The organism is Nocardia sp. NPDC050799 (genome assembly GCF_040654015.1).
In the GTDB taxonomy this organism is placed as follows: Bacteria; Actinomycetota; Actinomycetes; order Mycobacteriales; family Mycobacteriaceae; genus Nocardia.
The window spans coordinates 19,844-39,821 of sequence record NZ_JBFAHF010000008.1 but is presented as its reverse complement, the minus strand read 5'-3'; the positions used below and the strand labels follow the sequence as shown (position 1 = coordinate 39,821).

At 67.9% G+C, this 19,978-nt stretch carries 18 protein-coding genes; 9 read left to right on the top strand and 9 right to left on the bottom strand.

Annotated features, from left to right (window positions below; all coding sequences use genetic code 11):
- Positions 1 to 819, bottom strand: coding sequence for an ABC transporter permease (locus AB0H42_RS10605; protein WP_030524481.1), 819 nt, complete (start codon positions 817 to 819; stop codon positions 1 to 3).
- Between the two features lie 610 nt (positions 820 to 1,429).
- Here AB0H42_RS10605 and AB0H42_RS10600 point away from each other — a divergent pair.
- Positions 1,430 to 2,122, top strand: a complete 693-nt coding sequence (locus AB0H42_RS10600) for a serine protease (RefSeq protein WP_357052962.1) — start codon at positions 1,430 to 1,432, stop codon at positions 2,120 to 2,122.
- 94 nt (positions 2,123 to 2,216) lie between these two features.
- Here AB0H42_RS10600 and AB0H42_RS10595 read toward each other — a convergent pair whose 3' ends face one another.
- Positions 2,217 to 2,825 (bottom strand): hypothetical protein, encoded by a 609-nt coding sequence (locus tag AB0H42_RS10595; protein WP_357052959.1) that lies wholly within the window; start codon positions 2,823 to 2,825, stop codon positions 2,217 to 2,219.
- Positions 2,826 to 3,489: 664 nt separating this feature from the next.
- Between AB0H42_RS10595 and AB0H42_RS10590 the strand changes: the two genes are divergently transcribed.
- On the top strand, positions 3,490 to 4,377 hold the full coding sequence (locus tag AB0H42_RS10590; RefSeq protein ID WP_357052956.1) for a L,D-transpeptidase: 888 nt from the start codon (positions 3,490 to 3,492) through the stop codon (positions 4,375 to 4,377).
- Positions 4,378 to 4,885: 508 nt separating this feature from the next.
- On the opposite strand, the gene AB0H42_RS10585 is transcribed toward AB0H42_RS10590, so the two are convergent.
- The 3 genes from AB0H42_RS10585 to AB0H42_RS10575 form a co-directional block, all read right to left on the bottom strand.
- Complete coding sequence (locus AB0H42_RS10585; protein WP_357052953.1) at positions 4,886 to 6,889, bottom strand: M13 family metallopeptidase; 2,004 nt, start codon at positions 6,887 to 6,889, stop codon at positions 4,886 to 4,888.
- A 58-nt stretch (positions 6,890 to 6,947) separates the two neighbouring features.
- Positions 6,948 to 7,421: a DUF4190 domain-containing protein gene (locus tag AB0H42_RS10580; RefSeq protein ID WP_357052950.1), complete on the bottom strand. Its 474-nt coding sequence runs from the start codon at positions 7,419 to 7,421 to the stop codon at positions 6,948 to 6,950.
- 121 nt (positions 7,422 to 7,542) lie between these two features.
- Complete coding sequence (locus tag AB0H42_RS10575) at positions 7,543 to 8,322, bottom strand: pirin family protein (protein WP_357052947.1); 780 nt, start codon at positions 8,320 to 8,322, stop codon at positions 7,543 to 7,545.
- A 201-nt stretch (positions 8,323 to 8,523) separates the two neighbouring features.
- Between AB0H42_RS10575 and AB0H42_RS10570 the strand changes: the two genes are divergently transcribed.
- The 5 genes from AB0H42_RS10570 (at position 8,524) to AB0H42_RS10550 (ending at position 12,784) form a co-directional block, all read left to right on the top strand.
- Positions 8,524 to 9,027 (top strand): NUDIX domain-containing protein, encoded by a 504-nt coding sequence (locus AB0H42_RS10570; RefSeq protein WP_357052944.1) that lies wholly within the window; start codon positions 8,524 to 8,526, stop codon positions 9,025 to 9,027.
- Positions 9,028 to 9,106: 79 nt separating this feature from the next.
- A complete protein-coding gene (locus AB0H42_RS10565; protein WP_357053356.1) occupies positions 9,107 to 10,426 on the top strand; it encodes an MFS transporter in 1,320 nt (439 codons plus the stop codon).
- A gap of 40 nt (positions 10,427 to 10,466) precedes the next feature.
- Positions 10,467 to 11,222: a 5-oxoprolinase subunit PxpA gene (locus tag AB0H42_RS10560; RefSeq protein WP_357052942.1), complete on the top strand. Its 756-nt coding sequence runs from the start codon at positions 10,467 to 10,469 to the stop codon at positions 11,220 to 11,222.
- Between the two features lie 24 nt (positions 11,223 to 11,246).
- Positions 11,247 to 11,924: an allophanate hydrolase subunit 1 gene (locus AB0H42_RS10555; RefSeq protein WP_357052939.1), complete on the top strand. Its 678-nt coding sequence runs from the start codon at positions 11,247 to 11,249 to the stop codon at positions 11,922 to 11,924.
- The gene (locus AB0H42_RS10550) at positions 11,921 to 12,784 is read left to right on the top strand and encodes a biotin-dependent carboxyltransferase family protein (RefSeq protein ID WP_357052936.1); all 864 of its coding nucleotides are present in this window, start codon (positions 11,921 to 11,923) and stop codon (positions 12,782 to 12,784) included. Before AB0H42_RS10555 ends, AB0H42_RS10550 begins: the two co-directional genes overlap by 4 nt.
- Positions 12,785 to 12,802: 18 nt before the next feature.
- Here AB0H42_RS10550 and AB0H42_RS10545 read toward each other — a convergent pair whose 3' ends face one another.
- The gene (locus AB0H42_RS10545; protein WP_357052933.1) at positions 12,803 to 14,407 is read right to left on the bottom strand and encodes a DUF4185 domain-containing protein; all 1,605 of its coding nucleotides are present in this window, start codon (positions 14,405 to 14,407) and stop codon (positions 12,803 to 12,805) included.
- A gap of 206 nt (positions 14,408 to 14,613) precedes the next feature.
- Between AB0H42_RS10545 and AB0H42_RS10540 the strand changes: the two genes are divergently transcribed.
- Positions 14,614 to 15,438, top strand: a complete 825-nt coding sequence (locus AB0H42_RS10540; RefSeq protein ID WP_357052930.1) for a hypothetical protein — start codon at positions 14,614 to 14,616, stop codon at positions 15,436 to 15,438.
- A 9-nt stretch (positions 15,439 to 15,447) separates the two neighbouring features.
- On the opposite strand, the gene AB0H42_RS10535 is transcribed toward AB0H42_RS10540, so the two are convergent.
- Both AB0H42_RS10535 and AB0H42_RS10530 read right to left on the bottom strand, forming a co-directional pair.
- Positions 15,448 to 16,908 carry a CCA tRNA nucleotidyltransferase gene (locus AB0H42_RS10535; RefSeq protein ID WP_357052927.1) on the bottom strand — a complete coding sequence of 487 codons (1,461 nt, stop codon included), beginning with the start codon at positions 16,906 to 16,908 and terminating at the stop codon, positions 15,448 to 15,450.
- Positions 16,909 to 17,270: 362 nt separating this feature from the next.
- Positions 17,271 to 18,947 (bottom strand): 4Fe-4S binding protein, encoded by a 1,677-nt coding sequence (locus tag AB0H42_RS10530; RefSeq protein WP_357052924.1) that lies wholly within the window; start codon positions 18,945 to 18,947, stop codon positions 17,271 to 17,273.
- Between the two features lie 176 nt (positions 18,948 to 19,123).
- Between AB0H42_RS10530 and AB0H42_RS10525 the strand changes: the two genes are divergently transcribed.
- On the top strand, positions 19,124 to 19,615 hold the full coding sequence (locus tag AB0H42_RS10525; protein WP_357052921.1) for a histidine phosphatase family protein: 492 nt from the start codon (positions 19,124 to 19,126) through the stop codon (positions 19,613 to 19,615).
- A 3-nt stretch (positions 19,616 to 19,618) separates the two neighbouring features.
- Here the strand turns inward: AB0H42_RS10525 and AB0H42_RS10520 are convergent, their stop codons facing one another.
- Positions 19,619 to 19,819 (bottom strand): hypothetical protein, encoded by a 201-nt coding sequence (locus AB0H42_RS10520; protein ID WP_357052918.1) that lies wholly within the window; start codon positions 19,817 to 19,819, stop codon positions 19,619 to 19,621.
- Between the last annotated feature and the right edge of the window lie 159 nt (positions 19,820 to 19,978).

The following is a 19,978-nucleotide window of genomic DNA, read 5'->3' as shown; positions in this document are numbered from 1 at the left end:
TCACACCACCTGCGGGGGGAACAAAGTGTTGTACACCTGGGTGAAGATCACATTCACTCCGAACAACATCACCGCGGACATGACAACGGCGGTATTCACCGAGTTGGCGACACCGCCCGGACCACCGCGGGTGTTCAATCCGGTATCGCAGGCGATGATTGCCGCGAGCAGGCCGAACAACAGCGATTTCACCAGCGCGACAAGCAGGTCGAGCGTTATCGCAAACGAGGCGAAGGTCGCGATATAGGAACCCGGGGTACCGCCCTGGGCGAAAATATTGAAAATGTATCCGGTCAGAAATCCGACGAAGACCACGAACCCGCAGAGCAGCACGCTGACCAGCATTGCGGCACCGAGCCGGGGTGCCACGAGCCGGCGCAGTGGGTCGACACCCATGACTTTCATGGCGTCGATTTCTTCCCGGATGGTTCGGGAGCCGAGATCGGCACAGATCGCGGACCCGACCGCGCCCGCGATCATCAGCACGGTGACCAGTGGCGCGCCCTGCTGAATGATGCCCAGGCCATTGGCCGCGCCGATGAACGAGGTGGCGCCGACCTGCTGCGCGACCGCGCCGACCTGGATGGATACGATGACACCGATCGGAATCGCGACGAGCAGCGTGGGCGCCGCGGCGACGCTCGCCATGAAGGCGCACTGGCGGATGAACTCGTCGAGAGGGAACCGGCCACGGAAGATACTGACCACGAGTTCGGAGACCGCTTCGACACCCATGGTCATCTGCCGGCCGAGCGTTTCCAGGGAACGTCGGGGGTGGTCGCGCCAGTAGTCCCGCGTCCACTCGACCGCCCCGCTCAACCGAGAACCTGTTGGTGGACTCTTGGTCGACTGCACTGACTAACCCCTCTCGACGTCGGTTACATACCCCGACGGCTGGTTTGCTTGAGGCACCTTACTACGTAGTAGTGCGGAACACACCATAGGCGCGAGACCTCGATCACAGATGTTCATCACTTTGTGGCGTGACCACTGAGTTATCACACGTTCCTTGGTGTGTATCCCAACGAGAGTTCCGCGGCACCGGAAGAACATACCTCTGACCGGCCCCGAATGTAACGAAGACTGCAAGAACCGATGCGAATCATGGTTCACTTAAATAACGGAGAGTATTCCGGGAAATTAACCCTTTCGCGGCAGTCCGGAGATTCGACTGTTACTCGACCCGCGCGCCCAAATCCGGGACAATTAATAGCGTTCGGCTATTCTTCCCAAGGTTATCGTGGCCGGAGTTCGTGCGGTGCGCGCCGCACGCGAAGCACCCCGGCCGAATGCACGACCGAATAGCCGAACCCCTCTGTTACGCAACGGAACTCGCGGGTAACGGTTACTCGGGGCGCGCGTCGGGGCCTTTGCTGCCACGATGAGGTGCCACACATTGATATCGTGCGGCTTCAAGGTCTGGAGGGATATGTTCAGGAAACTCGCCCAGGCGGCCAGTGCCGTCTTCGCCGTCGCACTGAGTACGGCGCTTCTCGGCACCGGGGCGGCAGCCGCCGACCCCGCCCGGCCCGTACTCGGTGGTGGCTCGGGGCTCATCATCTCCTCTGAGTCCGGCCAAATGTCCGAATATGCGATCCAGTGCACGCTCACCACGATCGGTCACGACGGCGCCGGCAGACTCGTCGGCCTCACCGCGGGACACTGCGGAACGCCCGGGCACGAAGTGTATGCGGAACAGGACCCGGGCGCCGGCGTGCTCGGCCGGTTCGTCTACTCCAACCAGGACCTGGACTACGCGGTACTCGAGTTCGATCCGGGCCGGGTGACCCCGGTCAACCGGATCGGCAACCTGAGCATCACCGGGGTCGGCGCACCGGCCCAATTCCCCAATATCGTCTGCAAGGAGGGCCGCACCACCGGCAACACCTGCGGTCTCGCCTACGGAGACATCTTCGCCAGCAGTATGGAGACCTGGTCGCAGATGTGTGTGATGGAAGGCGACTCCGGCGCCCCGGTGGTCGTCGGTTCCACGCTGGTCGGCATGGTGAACGCCTACCTGGCGATCGCCTGCTTCGGCCCCGAGGTCGGCACCAATATGACGACCATCATGGGTGATATCGACAGTCGCCACGGCATCGGAGCCGGGTACCGGCCCATCTAACGGCTACCGGAGAGACAGGACGAGGCGGGCACCCCTGGTGCCCGCCTCGTTCATTTCCGCCCTCGGGCGCCGCTACCGGGGCGGTTCGGAAACCTCAGAGTTCGTCGACGCACACCACGAAGCGCCGCTCCGGGTAGACGTAGCCGGAACTGCCCGCGCCACACGCGTCGACCTCGGTGGCGCCCTGCTCGATCGCGACGACCTTCACCCCGTCCGCGGCCGAGGTCTCGGTGCAATCGATACGCTCCGGGCCGGTGGTCCCGCCACCCACGTCCATACAGCCGCCGACCACCCAGTCGATATCGAGGCACAACGCCCCCATCTCGATACCGTTGCGGCTCTCGGCGTAGTAGTTGTCGGCATCGCCGATGCACTGGCTGCTCTGCTCGGCCTTGCCGATCACCTTGTAGTTCGACTCGTTGCTACCGCAGGACGCCGCTTCGATACTGGCGTCGGTGGTGGTTCCGCCGAGGGTCACGCAGTCACCGACCTCGGCGTCGAAGCTGACATCTCCGGCCTCCGGGGTGGTGGTCGGCGCGCTGGAGGTGGTGGTCCGCGAGGCTTCGCCGGAGCCGGGGGTACCGGTCACGTCCACCGCGTCCACCGTGCCGGTCTCCAGCACCGGCTGCGCCCGGCCCTCGATGGTGGAACTACAGCCCGCGACCGCCAAGCCGACCGCGACCGCGGCCCCGGCGATCGCCACCGACAATCGAGATGATGCCCAACCAGACACGCACAGTCCTCCCGCTGTGATGCCGAACTCTGCCCCCATCGAATCCGCGCCTCACTACAGCTCCGCCAGCAAATATCACGCCATGAATACACCATGGCGGCCCGAGCGTCGACTCCGATGACGCCGCCCGCGGGGAGCCGCGGCCGTACCGCCGACGACCGTGCCGCGGAGACAGCGGGGTGACGTGACATATCTCATCGGCAGGTTTGGTAACGCAGATCACCATCCCCGGGCTCAGACACACCGTCCGAGCAGGAATCCCCGGCCCACCGGGCATTCAACGGGTCCGGGGGCGCCCCGCCGGGGGAGCATGCTACGACGCACCTGCGATGCATAACAGCTATATAACGGAAAACGGGAGTGGTCACGACTTCGTAAAGGCAGTACGAAGGAACTCGGAGCGGAGGCGCATCGGCTGGATCCCAGCGAGCTTCCGCGATGCGCACCAGCCCGTCGGGACCGCTCCACAACTCTACGACCGGTGGCGCGCGGACGATCCAGACGCCCACGGGCCGGACGGCCGTGGAGGGGCTCCACAGAACTCCGCGAACACTCGCCGGGGTGCTCCGAAGGAGATATCGGCGGCCCACAGGCCCCGTGCGCTCCAGAGTCGAATGGACGGACGAACACTCTTATGCATGTCTTCGACAACACCGGGTCGCTGCCGACCGGTCGCCGCGCCCAGCGGCGGCTTCGGCAAGGTGTCCTGTTGACGGCCGCAGTCGCCGCAGCCACCACGGTGGCCACGGCGCCGGTCTACGCGCTGCCGAGCCTGCCCTCCGGGTCGGCGGCAGGCGTCGTCGAACCCGCACCGCCCGCGGCCAACTTCGCGCCGCCGGCGATCAACCCCTCCGAAGGCGAAGAGGTCGGCATCGCGCAGCCGATCATCATCAACTTCAAGGATCCGATCGACGATCGCGCCGCCGCCGAGCGCGCCATCAAGATCACCTCTTCGACCGAGGTACCCGGCCATTTCTACTGGTGGAGCGATAGGCAGGTGCGCTGGCGGCCGAACGAGTTCTGGCCCGCGCAGAGCGACGTCGTGGTCGAGGCCGGCGGCAGCCGCAGCGCCTTCCACGTCGGTGACGCGGTGATCGCCACCGCCGACGACAACACCAAGATGATCACCGTGACCCGTAACGGCGAGGTCGTACGCACCATGCCGACCTCGATGGGCAAGGTCGACCACGAAACGCCCAACGGCACCTATATCGTCGGCGAGCAGAAGCGTGAAATGGTCATGGACTCCTCGACCTACGGAGTTCCGATCGACGCCCCCGAGGGCTACAAGCTCGATGTCGAATACGCGACCCGCATCTCCAACAGCGGAATCTTCGTACACGCCGCACCGTGGTCGGTCGGCTCGCAGGGCTACGCGAACACCAGCCACGGCTGCCTCAACGTGAGCACCGAGGACGCCAAATGGTTCTACGAAAACGTCAAAAAGGGTGACGCGGTGGTCGTGCAGAACACCCAGGGCGGCACCCTCAACGCCGGCGACGGCCTGGGCGACTGGAACTGAGCTGTGTTTTTTGGCGCCGCCTGCGGCGGCGCGGGGTTGAGGCCCCCTTGGTCTCGCCGTTTCGGCCTCGAGACTCGAGCTTCGCTCATGCGACGTGCGGTCGGCCTTCCACGGAAGGCCGACCGTTGAGCACCTCCGGCCAAGGGCGAGACGGGCCTCAACCCTTCGAGGTGTCTCGTAAAACTCGACACATGTGGTTACGTCAGCCTTGACGGGCCAGGTCGGCATCTGGATCCGCACGCACCATAAGGATCACTGTCGGCTCGGCTTCCGTCCCCCGGTCGGCCGCACCATATCGACCTTGCAGCGTGCTGCCTGCCCCTTCGCCGACGGCATCACCGCCATTCGCCGGGTTGGTCACCTCTCATACCCCGAGCAGAACCTCTCATCCGCCTGCCTTCCCGAACGGGCCCACAATCTCGGTGCCGAGTCTTACGAGGCCCTGAAAGGGTCGAGGCCCGTCCCGCCGTTCAGGCCTCGAAGTGCATGCATCGTTACCGGGTGATGGTCACCAGATCTTGACCCGCTCCTCGGGCGCCAGGTAGAGGGCGTCGTCCGGGGTCAGGTCGAACGCCTCGTGGAAGGCGTCGATATTGCGGACCACCGCGTTGCAGCGGAACTCCGCGGGCGAATGGGGGTCCACCGCGAGCCGGCGAACCGCTTCCTCGGGTCGCGCTTTGGTCCGCCAGACCTGCGCCCAGCCGAAGAACACTCGCTGCAGCCCGGTCAGGCCGTCGATAACCGGTGCTTCCTGCCCATTCAGCGAGATCCGATACGCCTGCAGCGCGATCGAGAGGCCGCCCAGGTCGCCGATGTTCTCACCGATCGTGAACTCACCGTTCACGGTGTGCTCGTCGGACAGATCGGCGGGGGAGAGCACATCGTACTGGTCGATCAGCGCCCGCGTGCGCTTACCGAACTCGGCACGATCGGTATCGGTCCACCAGTCGACCATATTGCCGTCGCCGTCGTACTTGGCGCCCTGATCGTCGAAGCCGTGCCCGATCTCGTGCCCGATCACCGCCCCGATCCCGCCGTAGTTGGCGGCGTCGTCGGCGTTCATATCGAAGAACGGCGGCTGCAGGATGGCGGCCGGGAAGACGATCTCGTTCATTCCCGGGTTGTAGTAGGCGTTCACGGTCTGCGGGGTCATGAACCATTCGTCCCGGTCCACCGGGCCGCCGAGCTTGTTCAGGTCCCGGTCGTGGTCGACGGCGTAGCCGCGGCGGTAGTTGCCGACCAGGTCGGCCGGCGCCACGGTGAACGCGGAATAGTCGCGCCAGCGCTCGGGGTAGCCGATCTTGGGCGTGAACTTGTCCAGTTTCGCCAGCGCCGCCTGCCGCGTCGCCGGGCTCATCCACTCCAGCTCGGCGATATTGCGGCGATAGGCTTCGCGCAGGTTCTCCACCAGCCGCACCATCGCCGCCTTGGCCGCGGGCGGGAAGTGCTCGGCCACATACAGTTTGCCCACGGCTTCACCGAGCAGGTCCTGTACCAGCGACACCCCGCGCTTCCACCGCTCGCGGTTCTCCTGGGCGCCGGTCAGCGTGCGGCCGTAGAAATCGAAACTCTCCTCGACCACCGCCTCGGTGAGATAGGGCGCGCGGGACCGCAGCACCCGCCACTGCGCCCACAGCTGCCACTCCTCGACCGATTCCGATGCCCACAGCTGCGCGAAGGTCCGGAGAAAGTCGGGTTGCCGGACCACCAGCTCGGCCAGCAGGTCCGGTCCGCCGCCCGTGACGCCTTCGGTGAGACCGTCGGCCCAGGCGGTCCAGTCGAATTCCGGATGCGCGGCCGCCAGGTCGGTGAAAGTGGTGAGGTTATAGCTCAATTCGGCGTCGCGACGACGCACCACGTCCCAGTGTCCGGCCGCGAGTTTGCGTTCGAGTTCGAAGACGCGGCTGCCCACCGGGCCGGCGGGCAGCAGCTCCGCGATCCGCGGATCGGCCGCCACCAGTGCGAACATCCGGTCGATATGTGCGATATAGCGCTCCCGCACCTCGGCGTACTCGTCGGAGCGGTAGTAGGACTCGTCGGGCAGCCCGATCCCGGACTGCGTCGCATAGACGAGGTAGCGCTGGGAGTTCTTGTCGTCGGTATCGACGTAGACGGCGACCGCACCGGAGACGCCGACCCGCTGCAGCCGGCCCAGCAGCCCGGCGAACTCACCCCGGTCTGTGGTTCGCGCCGGCGCGGCCAGTTCTTCGACGATGGGGGTCAGGCCCACGGACTCGACCGCGTCGGTGTCCATGAAGGAGGCGTAGAGGTCGGCGATCTTGCGGGCATCGCTGCCGGGCTCACCCGTGGCATTGCGGATGATCTCCTGGACATCGAGCTCCGCCCGGTCGAACAGGGTGCGGAACGCGCCGTCGACCGCCCGGTCGGCCGGGATCTCGTACCCGGCCAGCCAGGCGCCGTTGACATGCGTGAACAGGTCGTCCTGTACCCGGACGGCCGGGTCGAGATGGGTCAGATCGATACCGGAGGGGCTGGTCACGTCAAAAGTCACAGCATCCAGTATGCCGGTGCGGGCCCGTCCGAGCGGGATACCGGACCGGCCCGCCCGTTCAGTTGGTGGGCTCCGGTGGAGCGATCGTCACCCCGTACTGGTCCTCGATACGCTGGTTGAACTCGTCTTCGCACCGCGACACCGCGCTCTGGTCACCGCCCGCGTTGCTGACGCAGTCGACGAAGTCGCGGCCACCCGAATCCGACCAGATGCCCCAGCCGACGATGCCGACGACGATCACTCCGGCGAGGGCGAGCCCGCCCAGGATCAGGCCGATCACCGCCATGATCCCGCCGCCGCCGGTGCCGCGATTCGCCTTCACCAGGGCGATCACACCGAGGATCACCGCGATGAGCCCGAAGAGGATACCGCCGACGATCGTCCAGAAGCTCAGTACGCCGAGGATGCCGAGGACCAGCGCGGCGATCGCCATCCCCTTGCGTTTCGGCGATTCCTGCCAGTACTCGGGTTGCCCGCCGGTGCCGGGGTAGGGCCCTGGCTCGGGATAACCCGGGGGCGGTGGATAGGACATACGTTCCTCCTCAGCTGAGCTGGTCGAGACCCTGCCGGTAACGCTCGAGCGATCTCGGTCCGCATATCATTGTCGAGGGTCGATCACCCACGGGTCGACCCCTATCCGGACTTTTCGGACGTTACCCGGCGCCGAGCCGGGCATGCATCTCCCAGATCAGCACTTCCGCCGGTTCCCGCGCGGTCAGCCGCTGGCCGCCGGAAAAGGTCAGGCGCACCGCGTCACCCGTGTCCAGCAGGCCCACGCCCTCCATCTCGACCGACCCACGGGCGACGAACACGTGGACGTAGGGCGCCTCGGGCAGTTCTACCGACGCCTGCGCGTCCGGCGCCGACTTCACCACGTGCAGCGCCGAATGCGAGCTGTTGATGGCGATGGCGGTGCGGTCGCGATACCGCGGCAGCCCGGACGCGACGGTCACCAGACCCCCCGCGGCCAGTTGGTCGTCGATTTCGAGTTGCTGGTATCCCGGCTCGATCCCGGGTACGTCGGGCAACACCCACATCTGCACGAAATGCACCGGTTCGTCGTGTTCGGGCCGATTGCCGTCGATCCGCCACGAATCATTCTTCTCCGAATGCCGGATGCCGGTACCGGCACTCATCCGCTGCGCGAGCCCCGGGTAGATGACGCCACTGTGACCGAGCGAATCCTGATGAACCAGGGACCCCTCGAGCACCCACGTCACAATCTCCATATCGCGGTGCGGATGGGTATCGAACCCCTGGCCCGGCAGAACGATATCGTCATTGTTCACCAGCAGCAGACCGTGATGGGTGTTCTCGGGGTCGTAGTGTGCGCCGAAGGAGAACGAATGCTTGGAATCGAGCCACGATATCCGGGTCTTCAGACGATCACCCGCACGATGTACATCGATATGCGGCGTCGGCAGCGTGGACATCGCACGACTCCTTTCCGGCTCGGGCACAATTACCTTTCCCGCGTGTAGTACCTCGGCGATACCACGACCTCGTCGATTGTCCGCTCTGGGCATTTTACGCGAGCGACCTCGGGGTGAACGGCCGGTGAGCAAGCGGGTCGGTAATAGCGGTGTGGCAGATGTTTCACGAAAATGGATCTATACGGAACCGGGAGGTGAAGGATGCGCCCCGAAGCACTCGCGCGAACCGAGCAGCGGCTGCGCGCCGCCGCGCGGCGCGACGGCGTCACCGACCTGGTCGTCGGTGTCGCGGTGTTCCAGGACGGAAAACTGCTGGTGGTGCGCCGGGTACCGGGTGACTATCTCGGTGGGATGTACGAGCTACCCGGTGGCGGGGTTGAATCCGGCGAATCGCTCACCGAGGGCGCGGCACGGGAACTGCTCGAGGAAACCGGCCTGGTGGCCCGCCGGATCACCGATTTCCTCGGCTGGTTCGACTACGCCACCCGCACCAAGGCCAAGGTGCGGAAATTCAGTTTTCTGGCCGAAGCCGAAGCCGGTGAGATAACGCTGGACCCGGACGAGCACGACGATTACGCCTGGATAGACGCCGGCGCGCTGGGCACCCTGCCGATGGCGCCCGATATGCGTGAGGCCGTCGATCTGCTGATCGCCGAACGCGTGTCCGGACCGGCCGGAATACCTCCCGGCCTGCGGGGCAGGTAGCGTCGCGGCGGTGTCCAGCTCTGCGCCCGAACCCACCACCACGGACCGGATACCGGAAGGCGGCGGGCGGCGGCACGACCTGTCGGCCTTACGCGCCGCGATCAGCGAGAGCCCCGGCGCGGTCCGGTTGACCCTGGTGCGCTTCACGAGCCAGTTCGGTGACGGCATGTTCCAGGCCGCGCTGTCCGGGGCGATCCTGTTCAATCCCGAACGGGAAACCGACCCGCTCGCCGTCGCGGCCGGTTTCGCGGTACTGCTGCTGCCCTATTCGCTGATCGGACCGTACGCGGGGGCACTGCTGGACCGCTGGGATCGGCGACTGGTCCTGCTGATCGCCAATCTGATGCGCGGCCTGCTGATCGCCGTGGTGGCACTGGGCCTGCTCACCGGGGCCGGCGCGAGTTTCCTCTTGCTGCTGGCGCTGGCGGTAGTCGGGATCAGCCGGTTCACCGCGGCCGGTGTATCGGCGGCGCTGCCGCGGGTGCTGGCGCTGCACCGGCTGGTACCCGCCAACTCCGTGCTCGCGACAGTGGGCTCGGCGTGCGCGGCCGGCGGCGCGGCGGCCGCGGTGGCGGTGATCGGCGCGATCGGCGCCGGCGATACCGGTTCGGCCGTCGCCGTGGCGCTGAGTGTGACCGGTTCGGTGGCCGGAGTGACGCTCACGGCCGGGTTCCGCCCCCGCACCCTCGGCCCGGAATCGGAACCCGGCGACACCGCGGGCGCGGTGCGGGCGGTGCTCGCCGGACTGCTGGTCGGCGCACGCGCGGTCCGGCATTCGGTCGATGTGTCCACCGCGATGATCGGTATCGGAACCCACCGGATCGTCTTCGGCACCAACACGCTCGTCATGGTGCTGGTGCTGCGGGAATCGCCGTCCCAGGGCGCGGCGGTGGACAGTGGATTGATCGGCTTCGGTGTCGCGATCACCGCCACGGCCGCCGGAATGCTGCTGGCGGCGCTGCTCACCCCGCTGCTCATTCCCCGCCTGGGCCGGTCCCGGACCATCCTGCTGGCGCTATCCGGTGCGATCGCGGTACAGCTGGCGCTGGTCCTGCCCACCGCCCTCACCCACGCGGCCGACAGCGTGCACCGCGCCCACCAGCTCCTGCTGGCCGGGGCGTTCCTGCTCGGACTGGCCGGGCAGACCATCAAACTCACCGGCGACGCCGCCATGCAGATGGATATCCCCGACGACCGGCGCGGCCAGGTCTTCGCCCTCCAGGACACGGTGTTCAATATCGCCTTCGTCCTGGCGGTCGCGATGACGGCGCTGGTCGTCCCGGCCGACGGCCGATCCCCGGGCGTGGTCCTGGCGGGGGCGGCCTGCTATGGGCTCGGCATCGTCGCACTGTTGCTCAACAACCGCAGGCGGATTCGGCGACCCGGCAACGCCGGATGAGGGGAGGACAATGGAGACACAGCCGGAAGGAGGGCGTGCCATGGGTCTGGACCTCAACAGCGACCTCGGTGAGGGGTTCGGGGCATGGAGCATGGGGGAGGACGCCGCCATGCTCGACATCGTGACCAGCGCCAATATCGCCTGCGGTTTCCATGCCGGCGATCCGTCCATCATGCGGCGCACCTGCGCGACGGCGGTGGAGAAGGGGGTGCGGATCGGGGCGCATATCGGATACCGGGACCTGGCGGGGTTCGGGCGGCGGGCAATGGCGGTAGCGCCCGCGGACCTCCGGGACGAGACGCTCTACCAGATCGGCGCGCTGGACGGCTTCGCCCGGGCGGCGGGCGACCGGGTGCGGTATGTGAAACCTCACGGCGCGCTGTACCACGCCGCCGCGGCGGACACGGCGCTCGCCGACGCCGTACTCGCGGGCCTGCGGGACTACGATCCCGCCCTCGTCCTGCTCGGACCCGCCGGTACCCATCTCGAGAAATCGGCGCTGGCCGCCGGGACCCAGTTCGTGAGCGAGGGTTTCGCCGACCGGGCCTACACCGCCGCGGGCGGCCTCGCACCGCGCGGTACCCCGGGCGCCGTACTCGGTACCGAACCGGCAGTCGCTCAGGCGGTCTCGCTGGCGGAGAACGGTACCGCCCGGGTGCTGGGCGATGGCGGCACCGTGGCGGTCTCGCCCGACAGTATCTGCGTACACGGCGACACCCCGGCCGCGGTTCGGATGGCCCGGCGGATCCGTGCCGCACTCGAGGACGCCGGGATAGCGGTAGCGTCGTTCACCTGAACGACGGAACGGGGGTGAGGTGGCGTGTCGCGAGCTCCACGAATCCGGGAGGAGACGGCGGTACGGTGTGCCGGCGACCGGGCTTTCCTGCTCACTCCGGACGATCCGGAGCGGGTCGGCCGGCTGGCCACGGAATTGGCCGGGCATCCGGTCGCCGGGGTGGTGGATATCCTGCCCGCCGCGGAAACCGTGCTGGTGACCCTCGATTCGGTGCGCTCCGCACCCCGGGTACGGCGTGAGCTGGAACGCATCGTCGCCGCGGTGAGCGCGACGCAACCCGATGTTTCCCGTGGAACATGCACGCCCGCAACCGAACCTGTGCGGATTCCCGTACGGTACGACGGTCCCGATCTCGATACCGTGGCCGTGCTGCTGGATCTGCGACCGGACCAGGTGATCGCCGCGCACACCGCCGCGACCTGGCAGTGCGCCTTCGTCGGCTTCGCGCCGGGCTTCGGCTATCTCACCGCCGCCGACTGGCAGTACAGCGTCCCGCGCCGCGATACGGCGCGCATCCGCATACCGGCGGGGTCGGTCGGCCTGGCCGGAGGCTGGTCGGCGGTCTATCCGCGGGTGACGCCGGGTGGCTGGCAGTTGATCGGCACCACCGCACTGACCCTGTGGGATACCGATCGGGACCCGCCCGCCCTCGTCCGTGCCGGCGCGCGGGTGCGATTCGTCGATGTGGACGCCACCTCGTGATCGTGATCGAGCGGGTCGGCCCGGCGGCCACCGTCCAGGATCTGGGTCGCCCCGGGTGGTTCCATTCCGGCGTCGGCCCCTCCGGTGCCGCGGACCGCGGGGCGCTACGGCTGGCGAACCGCCTGGTGGGAAACCCGGAGGGCTACGCCGGGATCGAAGTCCTACTCGGCGGCCTGACGCTGCGCGCCGAAAACTCACTGCTGCTGGCGGTCACCGGGGCACCCGCCCCCGCGACCCTGGACGGGACGCCGGTGGGTCACGCGAGCGTACTGCACCTTTCGCCGGGCCGGCGCCTGCGGCTGGCCACGACGCGCACCGGACTGCGCAGCTACATCGGGGTACGCGGCGGAATCGATGTCGCCCCGGTACTGGGCTCCCGCAGTTACGACACTCTCTCGGGTATCGGCCCGCCCCCGCTGCGCGACGGCGAAACCCTCCCCATCGGTCCACCGCCCCGTGAGTGGCCGATCATCGAGCAGGCGCCACTCCCCGGACCGGACGCAACGCTGGAGATCCACGCCCTGCCCGGCCCCCGGGACGACTGGTTCACCGACCCGGGGGCCCTGTTCACGGGTCACTGGTCGGTGAGCGCCGATACCGACCGGGTCGGGGCGCGCCTGGACCGGGCGGACGGGCCGGCGCTGCGACGGAAATCGTCCGGCGAGCTCGCCACCGAGGGTATGGCGCTCGGATCGGTGCAGGTTCCGCCCGGCGGTCAACCGGTGGTCTTCCTCGCCGACCACCCGATCACCGGCGGTTACCCGGTGATCGCGGTGGTCACCGACGCCGATATCGACCGGGTGGCGCAGGCCCGGCCCGGTCAGCGGATCCGGTTCCGGCGCGCGGCGGACACCGGCTGATCCCGGCGTCCACGGACCTCACGACACGGGCGACTCGTCCGGCCGCGCCAGCCGGGCGTGCAGGAGATACACGTTGTACGAATCCCACTCCGACAGCGCCAGATACAGATCCCGCGAAGTGGACCACGGATGGAGGAAACCGCCGTAGGCCTTCGGATAGTCGGCGGTCGATACCAGCTGAACCGGTTCGGTCCAGCTGCCCTGAGGGTCGGCGGCGGTCCGCAGGACGACCGCGCCGCGCGCCGTATCCAGGTAACTCATCTGCCACAGTCCGGTCCCTGGATCGACCCGCACCGACAGCTCACTGGCGATACCGGCCACCAGCGGTGTCGCCTGGTTCTCCGCCGCCGGGGCCCAGGTGCCGTGCACCCAGTACTGGTACGCCGTCTTGTTCAGCACCTCGTCCTTCGGGACCCGGGCCAGCCCGATCACCCCGACCCGGCCGTTGGGCGTACCGAACATGTAGACGTGGTCGCCGTGCGGCACCATGGCCGTCACCTGGAACCGGTTGAGCCCGAACAGGTTGTCCCAGCGGGCATGCTGATCCTTGACCCAGGTGCTGCCGCCGTCGTCGGAGTAGGCGATACCGCCGTAGTTCGTCCACCACATCCCCGGAATGCGGCTCCAGCGGTTCACCGACATGAAGCTGAGGTACTGCCGCCCGCCGAGCGCGAAGCCGGAGGTCGGGATGGTGGTGGTCTCCCAGTTCTTGATCTTGCGACTGCCCAGCAGTTCGGCCGCGTGGCAACGGCTGTCCTGCACCATCGTATCCAGCGTCAAACCGTCGGAGAGGTCGCGGTCGGTGCTGTAGGCCAGCACATTGCTGCGCCAGTCCGGGCCGCCCACCTCACCGGCCGACCAGCCCTTTCCGAACGTATCGCCGAACACCATGGCGATCCGGCCCGGTTCGGTCTCCCACATCAGCCCGAGGTCGGTGCCGTCGACCTGCCAGCGCATATCGGTGCGGTTCGCCGACCCGGGCCCGGTGACCTGTTCGACCAGCCGCACCGTCTCGACCCGCGGCAGCACCACCGGAGCCGCGACCGGACCCGGTTCGGCCGGATGCACGACCGGCGGCGGTGCCGGTTGCGGCGGCGCGCCCTCGCCGCCGGGCACCGGGTACGGGATCGGTTCGATCTCCGGTTCCACCCGGATCTCGGGCAGCTGCCACGGTATTCCGGAACCGGACGACCCCGAACTGCTGCCGTTCGCCGAACCGCCACCCGGCGCGGCCGGGGGAGGCGCCGCGTCATCGGGGGCGGGCTCCACCGGTTTCGGTGTGTCGCGAATATCGGGACAGGGGTTGTGACAGGGGTCTGCGGGCAACGGATCCGGGGTGATCCGGGTGTTGTCCGGCGGCGGGTCGGGTACGGGCACGGGTTGCAGCTGCGGTACCGGAACCGGGATATCGATCCGGGGAGGTACCTGCACCGGCGGCGGGGGCGGGGCCGACGGATCGGGTTCCCGGGCGAGCGGGTCGAAACCGGTTTCGCCACACTCGTTCACCGGCGGCGGTGCCCACGGAAACGGCGCGGCATGCGCGGGGACCGGCACGGCGACATACCCCGCGAGCACCAATCCGAGGAACGCGAGCCCGACACGACCGGGCCGCGGGCCAGCCATCACCTCGATCAAAACTTCTCGCAGTCTCTGGTCGAGTCCCATTGCCGGACCGAACCTACCCGAACCGGACAGCCTCCGGGCCGATTGATCGACGCGGGTCGTGGGTCGAGTTGCACGGGAGTTCCGCCGCGGCCCCGACACGGCGGGTGACCCGGACGACACCGCGTGGTCCGGGCCCGGCCGACCCAGTACCCTCGCAAGTGATCATGGCCGCCTACTCCGATTCCCGTTCGACCTCCCCGTTCAACGCACTGTGGGCCGTCGACCTGGGTAAACGACTGTTCGAGCAGACCCGGCTGGAACAGTGGATAAGCCTGACCACCGCCTGGATGGAACCGATGGCCGACCTCGGCGCCGGGACCGTCACCGCGCTGCTACCGGACACGCTGCTCACCGTGCTCAGCGAAGGCATATTGAGCCGGTTCGGCGGACAGGAGATCAGCGCGACGCTGCTGGATCATCGGCTGACCGGCACCCTGGATCTCCTGAAGGTGCGCCGGCGCGGCGCGCATTTCCAGACCAAAGCGGTACTCCGGGGGCTGCGCTGGGACGAACGGCCCATCGACGAGGTCACCGTTGTCTCGCACGAGGTCCGGCTGGTCCCGGGGGTACCGACCCGCGTCCGCGCCAACCGGGTGGATATCGAGGGCACCGTCGGCTTGGACGCCGTGGTGGGCTGGCTCGCGAGCCGGCAGCGGGAATGGGAACTCTCGGTGACCGAGCAGGGGCTCATCCACGCGGTGCATCGCCGCAAGAGGATCACCGCCGACCTGGACGCCTCGGTCACCGAGGATGTGCTGCACCTGGTCGTGCGGCACGCCACCTGGGCCGGGCTGCCCGTTCCCCGGCGCTGGCGCACGATGAACCCCATCCCGATGGGAGAGTTGCCCCGGGGCGCGCGGGTGCGATGGGCCGTCCGCGACGGCGCGGTGGTGCGATTCCGGGTAGAACTCGCACCGGTCAGCGGCTCGTTCGACCTGGCTCAGATCCGTTCCGCGATCGTGGCCGGCACCACCCTGATCGTTTTCTGACCGGCCGGCTCATTCCTGGGTCTGCCACCACTGCTCGAGCGCCGCCTCGGCCTCGTCCCGGGTCAGCGGTCCGCGATCGAGACGCAGCTCCTTGAGGAAACGCCAGGCCCGCCCGACCTCGGGCCCCGGCGGCAGCCCCAGCAATTCCATGATGGCGTTACCGTCCAGATCCGGCCGGACTCTGGCCAGATCCTCCTGCTCCTGCAGCCGCGCGATCCGCGCCTCCAGATCGTCGTAGGTGGACCGCAACGCCGCCGCCCGGCGCTTGTTCCGGGTGGTGCAGTCGGCGCGCACCAGTTTGTGCAGGCGGGGCAGCAAGTCGCCGCCGTCGGTCACGTACCGGCGGACCGCGGAATCGGTCCACTGCCCCTTGCCGTAACCGTGGAACCGCAGATGCAGGAACACCAGCCGCGCCACGTCCTCGGTGAACTGTTTCGGATACTTCAGCGCGCGCATCCGCTTGCGCACCATCTTCGCGCCCACCACCTCATGATGGTGGAAGCTCACCCCGCCACCGGGTTCGTTGCGTTTGGTGTCCGGTTTCCCGATATCGTGCAACAGCGCGGCCCAGCGCAGCACCAGATCGGGATTACCCTCCTCCTGGTCGATGGCCTGTTCCAGCACGGTCAGCGAATGCCAGTAGACGTCCTTGTGCTGATGATGCTCGTCGATCTCCAGCTTCATCGCCGGGACCTCGGGCAGCACCCGCTGAGCCAGACCCGTCTCACACATCATGTCGATACCGTCGATCGGGTGGGCGCCGCCGATCAGTTTGTCCAGTTCGGTCCGCACCCGCTCCGCGGTGATCCGGTCGATCTCCGCGGCCATCCCGGTGATCGCCGCCCGCACCCGCGGATGTACGTCGAACCCGAGCTGTGAGACGAAACGCGCCGCCCGCAGCATGCGCAACGGGTCGTCACCGAACGAGTCCTCCGGGGCCGCGGGAGTATCCAGCACACCGGCCAGCAACGCCGCCATCCCGTCCAGCGGGTCCACGAACTCCAGCCCCCCGTCGGCCGCGACCCGGACCGCCATGGCATTGACCGTGAAATCGCGCCGGACGAGGTCGTCCTCCAGTGTGTCACCAAATCTGACCTGCGGATTCCGCGAAACCCGGTCATAGACATCGCTACGGAAAGTGGTGATCTCCAACTGCTGCCTGTTCTTGGCGGCACTCACCGTCCCGAACGCCAACCCCCCGGTGTCCCACAGCTGATCGGCCCATCCGCGCAGCAAATCCTGCACCTGCTCCGGCCGCGCGTCGGTGGTGAAATCCAGATCCGTCCCGAGCCGCCCCAGCACCGCGTCGCGCACACTGCCCCCGACCAGATACAGCTGGAAACCGTGCGCGGCGAACATCTCGCCGAGCGGCGTCAGTACATCGGAGAGCCGGCCCAGCGTGATCGCGGCCGCCGCGAGCAAACGGGTACGGCGATCCTGCACAACGTCGTCGGACTCGGTCGAAACCACAGCAGAACCTTACCGAGTAGGAACAAATGCTGTGTTTTTGGCGGCGCCTTCGGCGCCGCGGGGGTTGAGGCCCCCTTGGTCTCGCCGTTTCGGCCTCGAGACTCGAGCCTTCGGCTCATGCGCTTTCGAGGCCGAAACGGCGAGACGGGCCTCAACCCCTCGCGGTGTCTCGTAAGACTCGACGCCTGCGGGTTACGTAGACATTCGACGTCTGGATCGGATGCGGACCGGCATGGGAACGTGGCCCGGTCGCATCAGGACGAGCGGGTCCCTGTTGACGACCCTGGGCCCGTGCCCCGGATCGCTCCGGGGCACGGGCCCACTTCGCCGCGCCATCCGGCGGCGGCCGGCGGCATCCTTCGTCAGCTACCGCCCTTGGCCGCCTGAAGCAGGTCGGCGAGGGTGGTGAACTTGACCCGGGGCCGGCCCGACTCCTTGCCGGCGCCGCGTTCGGCCTGGTCGATGGCCTTCCAGCCGACCCGGTCCACCAGGTCCGGCTGGCGTTCCTGGACCAGGGCGCGTAGTGCGTCCCGGTCGGCGGTGGGAGCGGCCAGTTTGCCCGCGACGAAGTCGGCGATCAGGCCCTCCACCGTTTCCGCGGAGTCGACCCGGTTGGAACCGATGACCCCGCGCGGGCCACGTTTGATCCAGCCGCTGACGTACACCCCGGTGAGGGGCTGACCGTCGGGACCGATCACGCGACCGTGTTCGTTGGGGACCACCGCGCGTCTGTCGTCGAAGGGCAGGTCCGGGACGGGCTGTCCGCGGTAGCCGATCGACCTGAGCACCAGCGAGGCCGGGAGGCTGCCGATCTCGCTGGTGGGGCGGGCGTTGAGGATTCCGTCCTCTTCCACCAGTTCGTTGCGGGCGTATTCCAGTGCTTCGACCTTGTCGGTGCCGGTGAGCGCGGTCGGGGCGGCCAGATACTTGAACACGATCCGTTTGTTGCCCTCGGTCGGCGGTTTCGCCGCGAACTCTCCGGCGAGCGCGTATTTCAGTTTCAGCGAGGGTTCGACGTCCGGGTGGTCGAGCAGCGCCTGCGAGGCCGGGTCGAGTTCCAGTTCGGCCGGGTCGATGACGATATCGACCCCGGACAGGTGCGCCAGCGCCAGGAACTCCGGTGAGGTGTAGGCCGCCTGCAGCGGACCGCGCCGGCCCAGCACCACGACCTCGCGAATATTGCTACCACGCAGGGCCGCCAGGGCATGGTCGGCGATATCGGTTTTCGCCAGCTCGTCGGGGTGCACGGCCAGCACGCGGGCGACGTCGAGCGCGACATTGCCGTTACCGACGATGATCGCCCGCTCGCCGGAGAGGTCGAAAACCCGGTCGGCGTAGTCGGGGTGCCCGTTGTACCAGGCCACGAACTCGGTCGCGGAATGGCTGCCGGGCAGGTCCTCACCGGGGATGCCCATCCGCCGATCCGAGGAGGCGCCCACCGCGTAGAGGACCGCGTGGTGATGGGCCAGCAGTTCCTCGTGGGTGATGTGCTTACCGACTTCGACGTTCAGGTAGTACTGCAGGGTGTCGCGCCGGAAAGCCGATTCGAACATGCCCGCGACCGTTTTGGTGCCGGGATGGTCGGGGGCCACCCCCGCGCGAACCAGACCCCACGGGGTGGGCAGCCGGTCGAACATCTCCACCTGGACATCGCAGCGCCGCAACAGTTCGTCGGCCGCGTAGGCGGCCGCCGGGCCGGCGCCGACGATCGCGACCCGCAACGTACCCAGATCCTTGGGCGGCCGCACCGGGGTCGCGATCGGATCCAGGTTCGACTCCAGCGGATGCCGCTCGAACCAGGCCGCGTTGATCTCCCGGAATCGGGCCAGCGACGCGGACAGATCGTCCTCGGAGAAGATGGCCTCCACCGGGCACGCGTCGACACAGGCGCCGCAGTCGATGCAGGTGTCGGGGTCGATGTAGAGCATTTCGGTCGTGGCGAATTCCGGCTGGTCCGGAGTCGGGCGGATGCAGTCGACCGGGCACTCGGAAACGCAACTCGCGTCATTACAGCAACGCTGCGTGATTACGTAGGCCATATTTGTGCAGATCCTCGAGACTTATATGCGGGCTGGTGCCGTCCGGGTCGCGGGTGGCAGGGCGTGACGACTGAGCGGGGACCGGGATCACCGGGCCTACCTCCATTGTGACGCCGCTTTCAGTTTGCCTCGAGTGTGTGGTGGATCTCTGCACCGAGGGTGCCTACGGTGGACCCATGGTTCGGACTCTGATCTTGATGCGGCACGGGAAATCGGCGTACCCGGCCGGAATCGAGGACCACGAGCGCCCGCTGGCGCCGCGTGGGAAGCGGGAGGCGGCCTTGGCCGGCACCTGGCTGCGCTCGAACCAGCCGCCGATCGACGCGGTGCGTTGTTCCACCGCGACCCGTACCCGGGAAACACTCACCGCCACCGGTATCACCGCGCCGGTCGAATTCGAGTCCGGGATCTACGAGGCCACGGCCGACTATCTGTTCGAACTGATCGGGCTCACCGACCCCGCCGTCTCGACCCTGCTGGTGATCGGGCATGCGCCGGGTATGCCGTGGACGGCCTGGGACCTCGCGGCCGCACACGACACCGAGGATGCCCTGCGGCTGAGCCGCAAGTTCCCCACGTCCGCGCTCGCGGTGCTGCGCCTACCCGGCGCATGGGACCGGGTGGGCCCGGGTGCGGGCGACCTGATGACCTTCCACGTGCCGCGCTGACACTCAGCGCAGCAGCTTACCGCCGAACACCGCCCCGGCGCCGAGCACGACGAGCAGCAGAAACGCCGCCCAGCCGCCGATCAGCCACCACACCAGACCGAACACCACGACGATCGGCGCCACCGCGATCGCGGTGATCACCGGGCTCTCCCTGACCGTGGCCCACGCCGAACGCGCCCGGACCCGGTCGATTTCCTTGTCCATCCTCCCAGGTTACGTGCCGGACCCCGGATGCGCTGGTACGCGCGTGTTCCGGGCGGTGACCCCCCTGGACAGGCACGGGCCACGTCAGCTGTCCCAGCGCGCCGCCCGGGTCGCGGGCGGCTGAGTACGCTGGCGCTCGGCGGTACGGCCCCGGGTCGT

Excerpts from the sequence above, each read along its gene's own strand:
- AB0H42_RS10600 (WP_357052962.1), top strand. The coding sequence starts at position 1,430 with ATGTTCAGGAAACTCGCCCAGGCGGCCAGTGCCGTCTTCGCCGTCGCA.
- AB0H42_RS10590 (WP_357052956.1), top strand. The coding sequence starts at position 3,490 with ATGCATGTCTTCGACAACACCGGGTCGCTGCCGACCGGTCGCCGCGCC.
- AB0H42_RS10580 (WP_357052950.1), bottom strand. The coding sequence starts at position 7,421 with ATGTCCTATCCACCGCCCCCGGGTTATCCCGAGCCAGGGCCCTACCCC.
- AB0H42_RS10575 (WP_357052947.1), bottom strand. The coding sequence starts at position 8,322 with ATGTCCACGCTGCCGACGCCGCATATCGATGTACATCGTGCGGGTGAT.
- AB0H42_RS10570 (WP_357052944.1), top strand. The coding sequence starts at position 8,524 with ATGCGCCCCGAAGCACTCGCGCGAACCGAGCAGCGGCTGCGCGCCGCC.
- AB0H42_RS10560 (WP_357052942.1), top strand. The coding sequence starts at position 10,467 with ATGGGTCTGGACCTCAACAGCGACCTCGGTGAGGGGTTCGGGGCATGG.
- AB0H42_RS10545 (WP_357052933.1), bottom strand. The coding sequence starts at position 14,407 with ATGGCTGGCCCGCGGCCCGGTCGTGTCGGGCTCGCGTTCCTCGGATTG.
- AB0H42_RS10540 (WP_357052930.1), top strand. The coding sequence starts at position 14,614 with ATGGCCGCCTACTCCGATTCCCGTTCGACCTCCCCGTTCAACGCACTG.
- AB0H42_RS10530 (WP_357052924.1), bottom strand. The coding sequence starts at position 18,947 with ATGGCCTACGTAATCACGCAGCGTTGCTGTAATGACGCGAGTTGCGTT.
- AB0H42_RS10525 (WP_357052921.1), top strand. The coding sequence starts at position 19,124 with ATGGTTCGGACTCTGATCTTGATGCGGCACGGGAAATCGGCGTACCCG.
- AB0H42_RS10520 (WP_357052918.1), bottom strand. The coding sequence starts at position 19,819 with ATGGACAAGGAAATCGACCGGGTCCGGGCGCGTTCGGCGTGGGCCACG.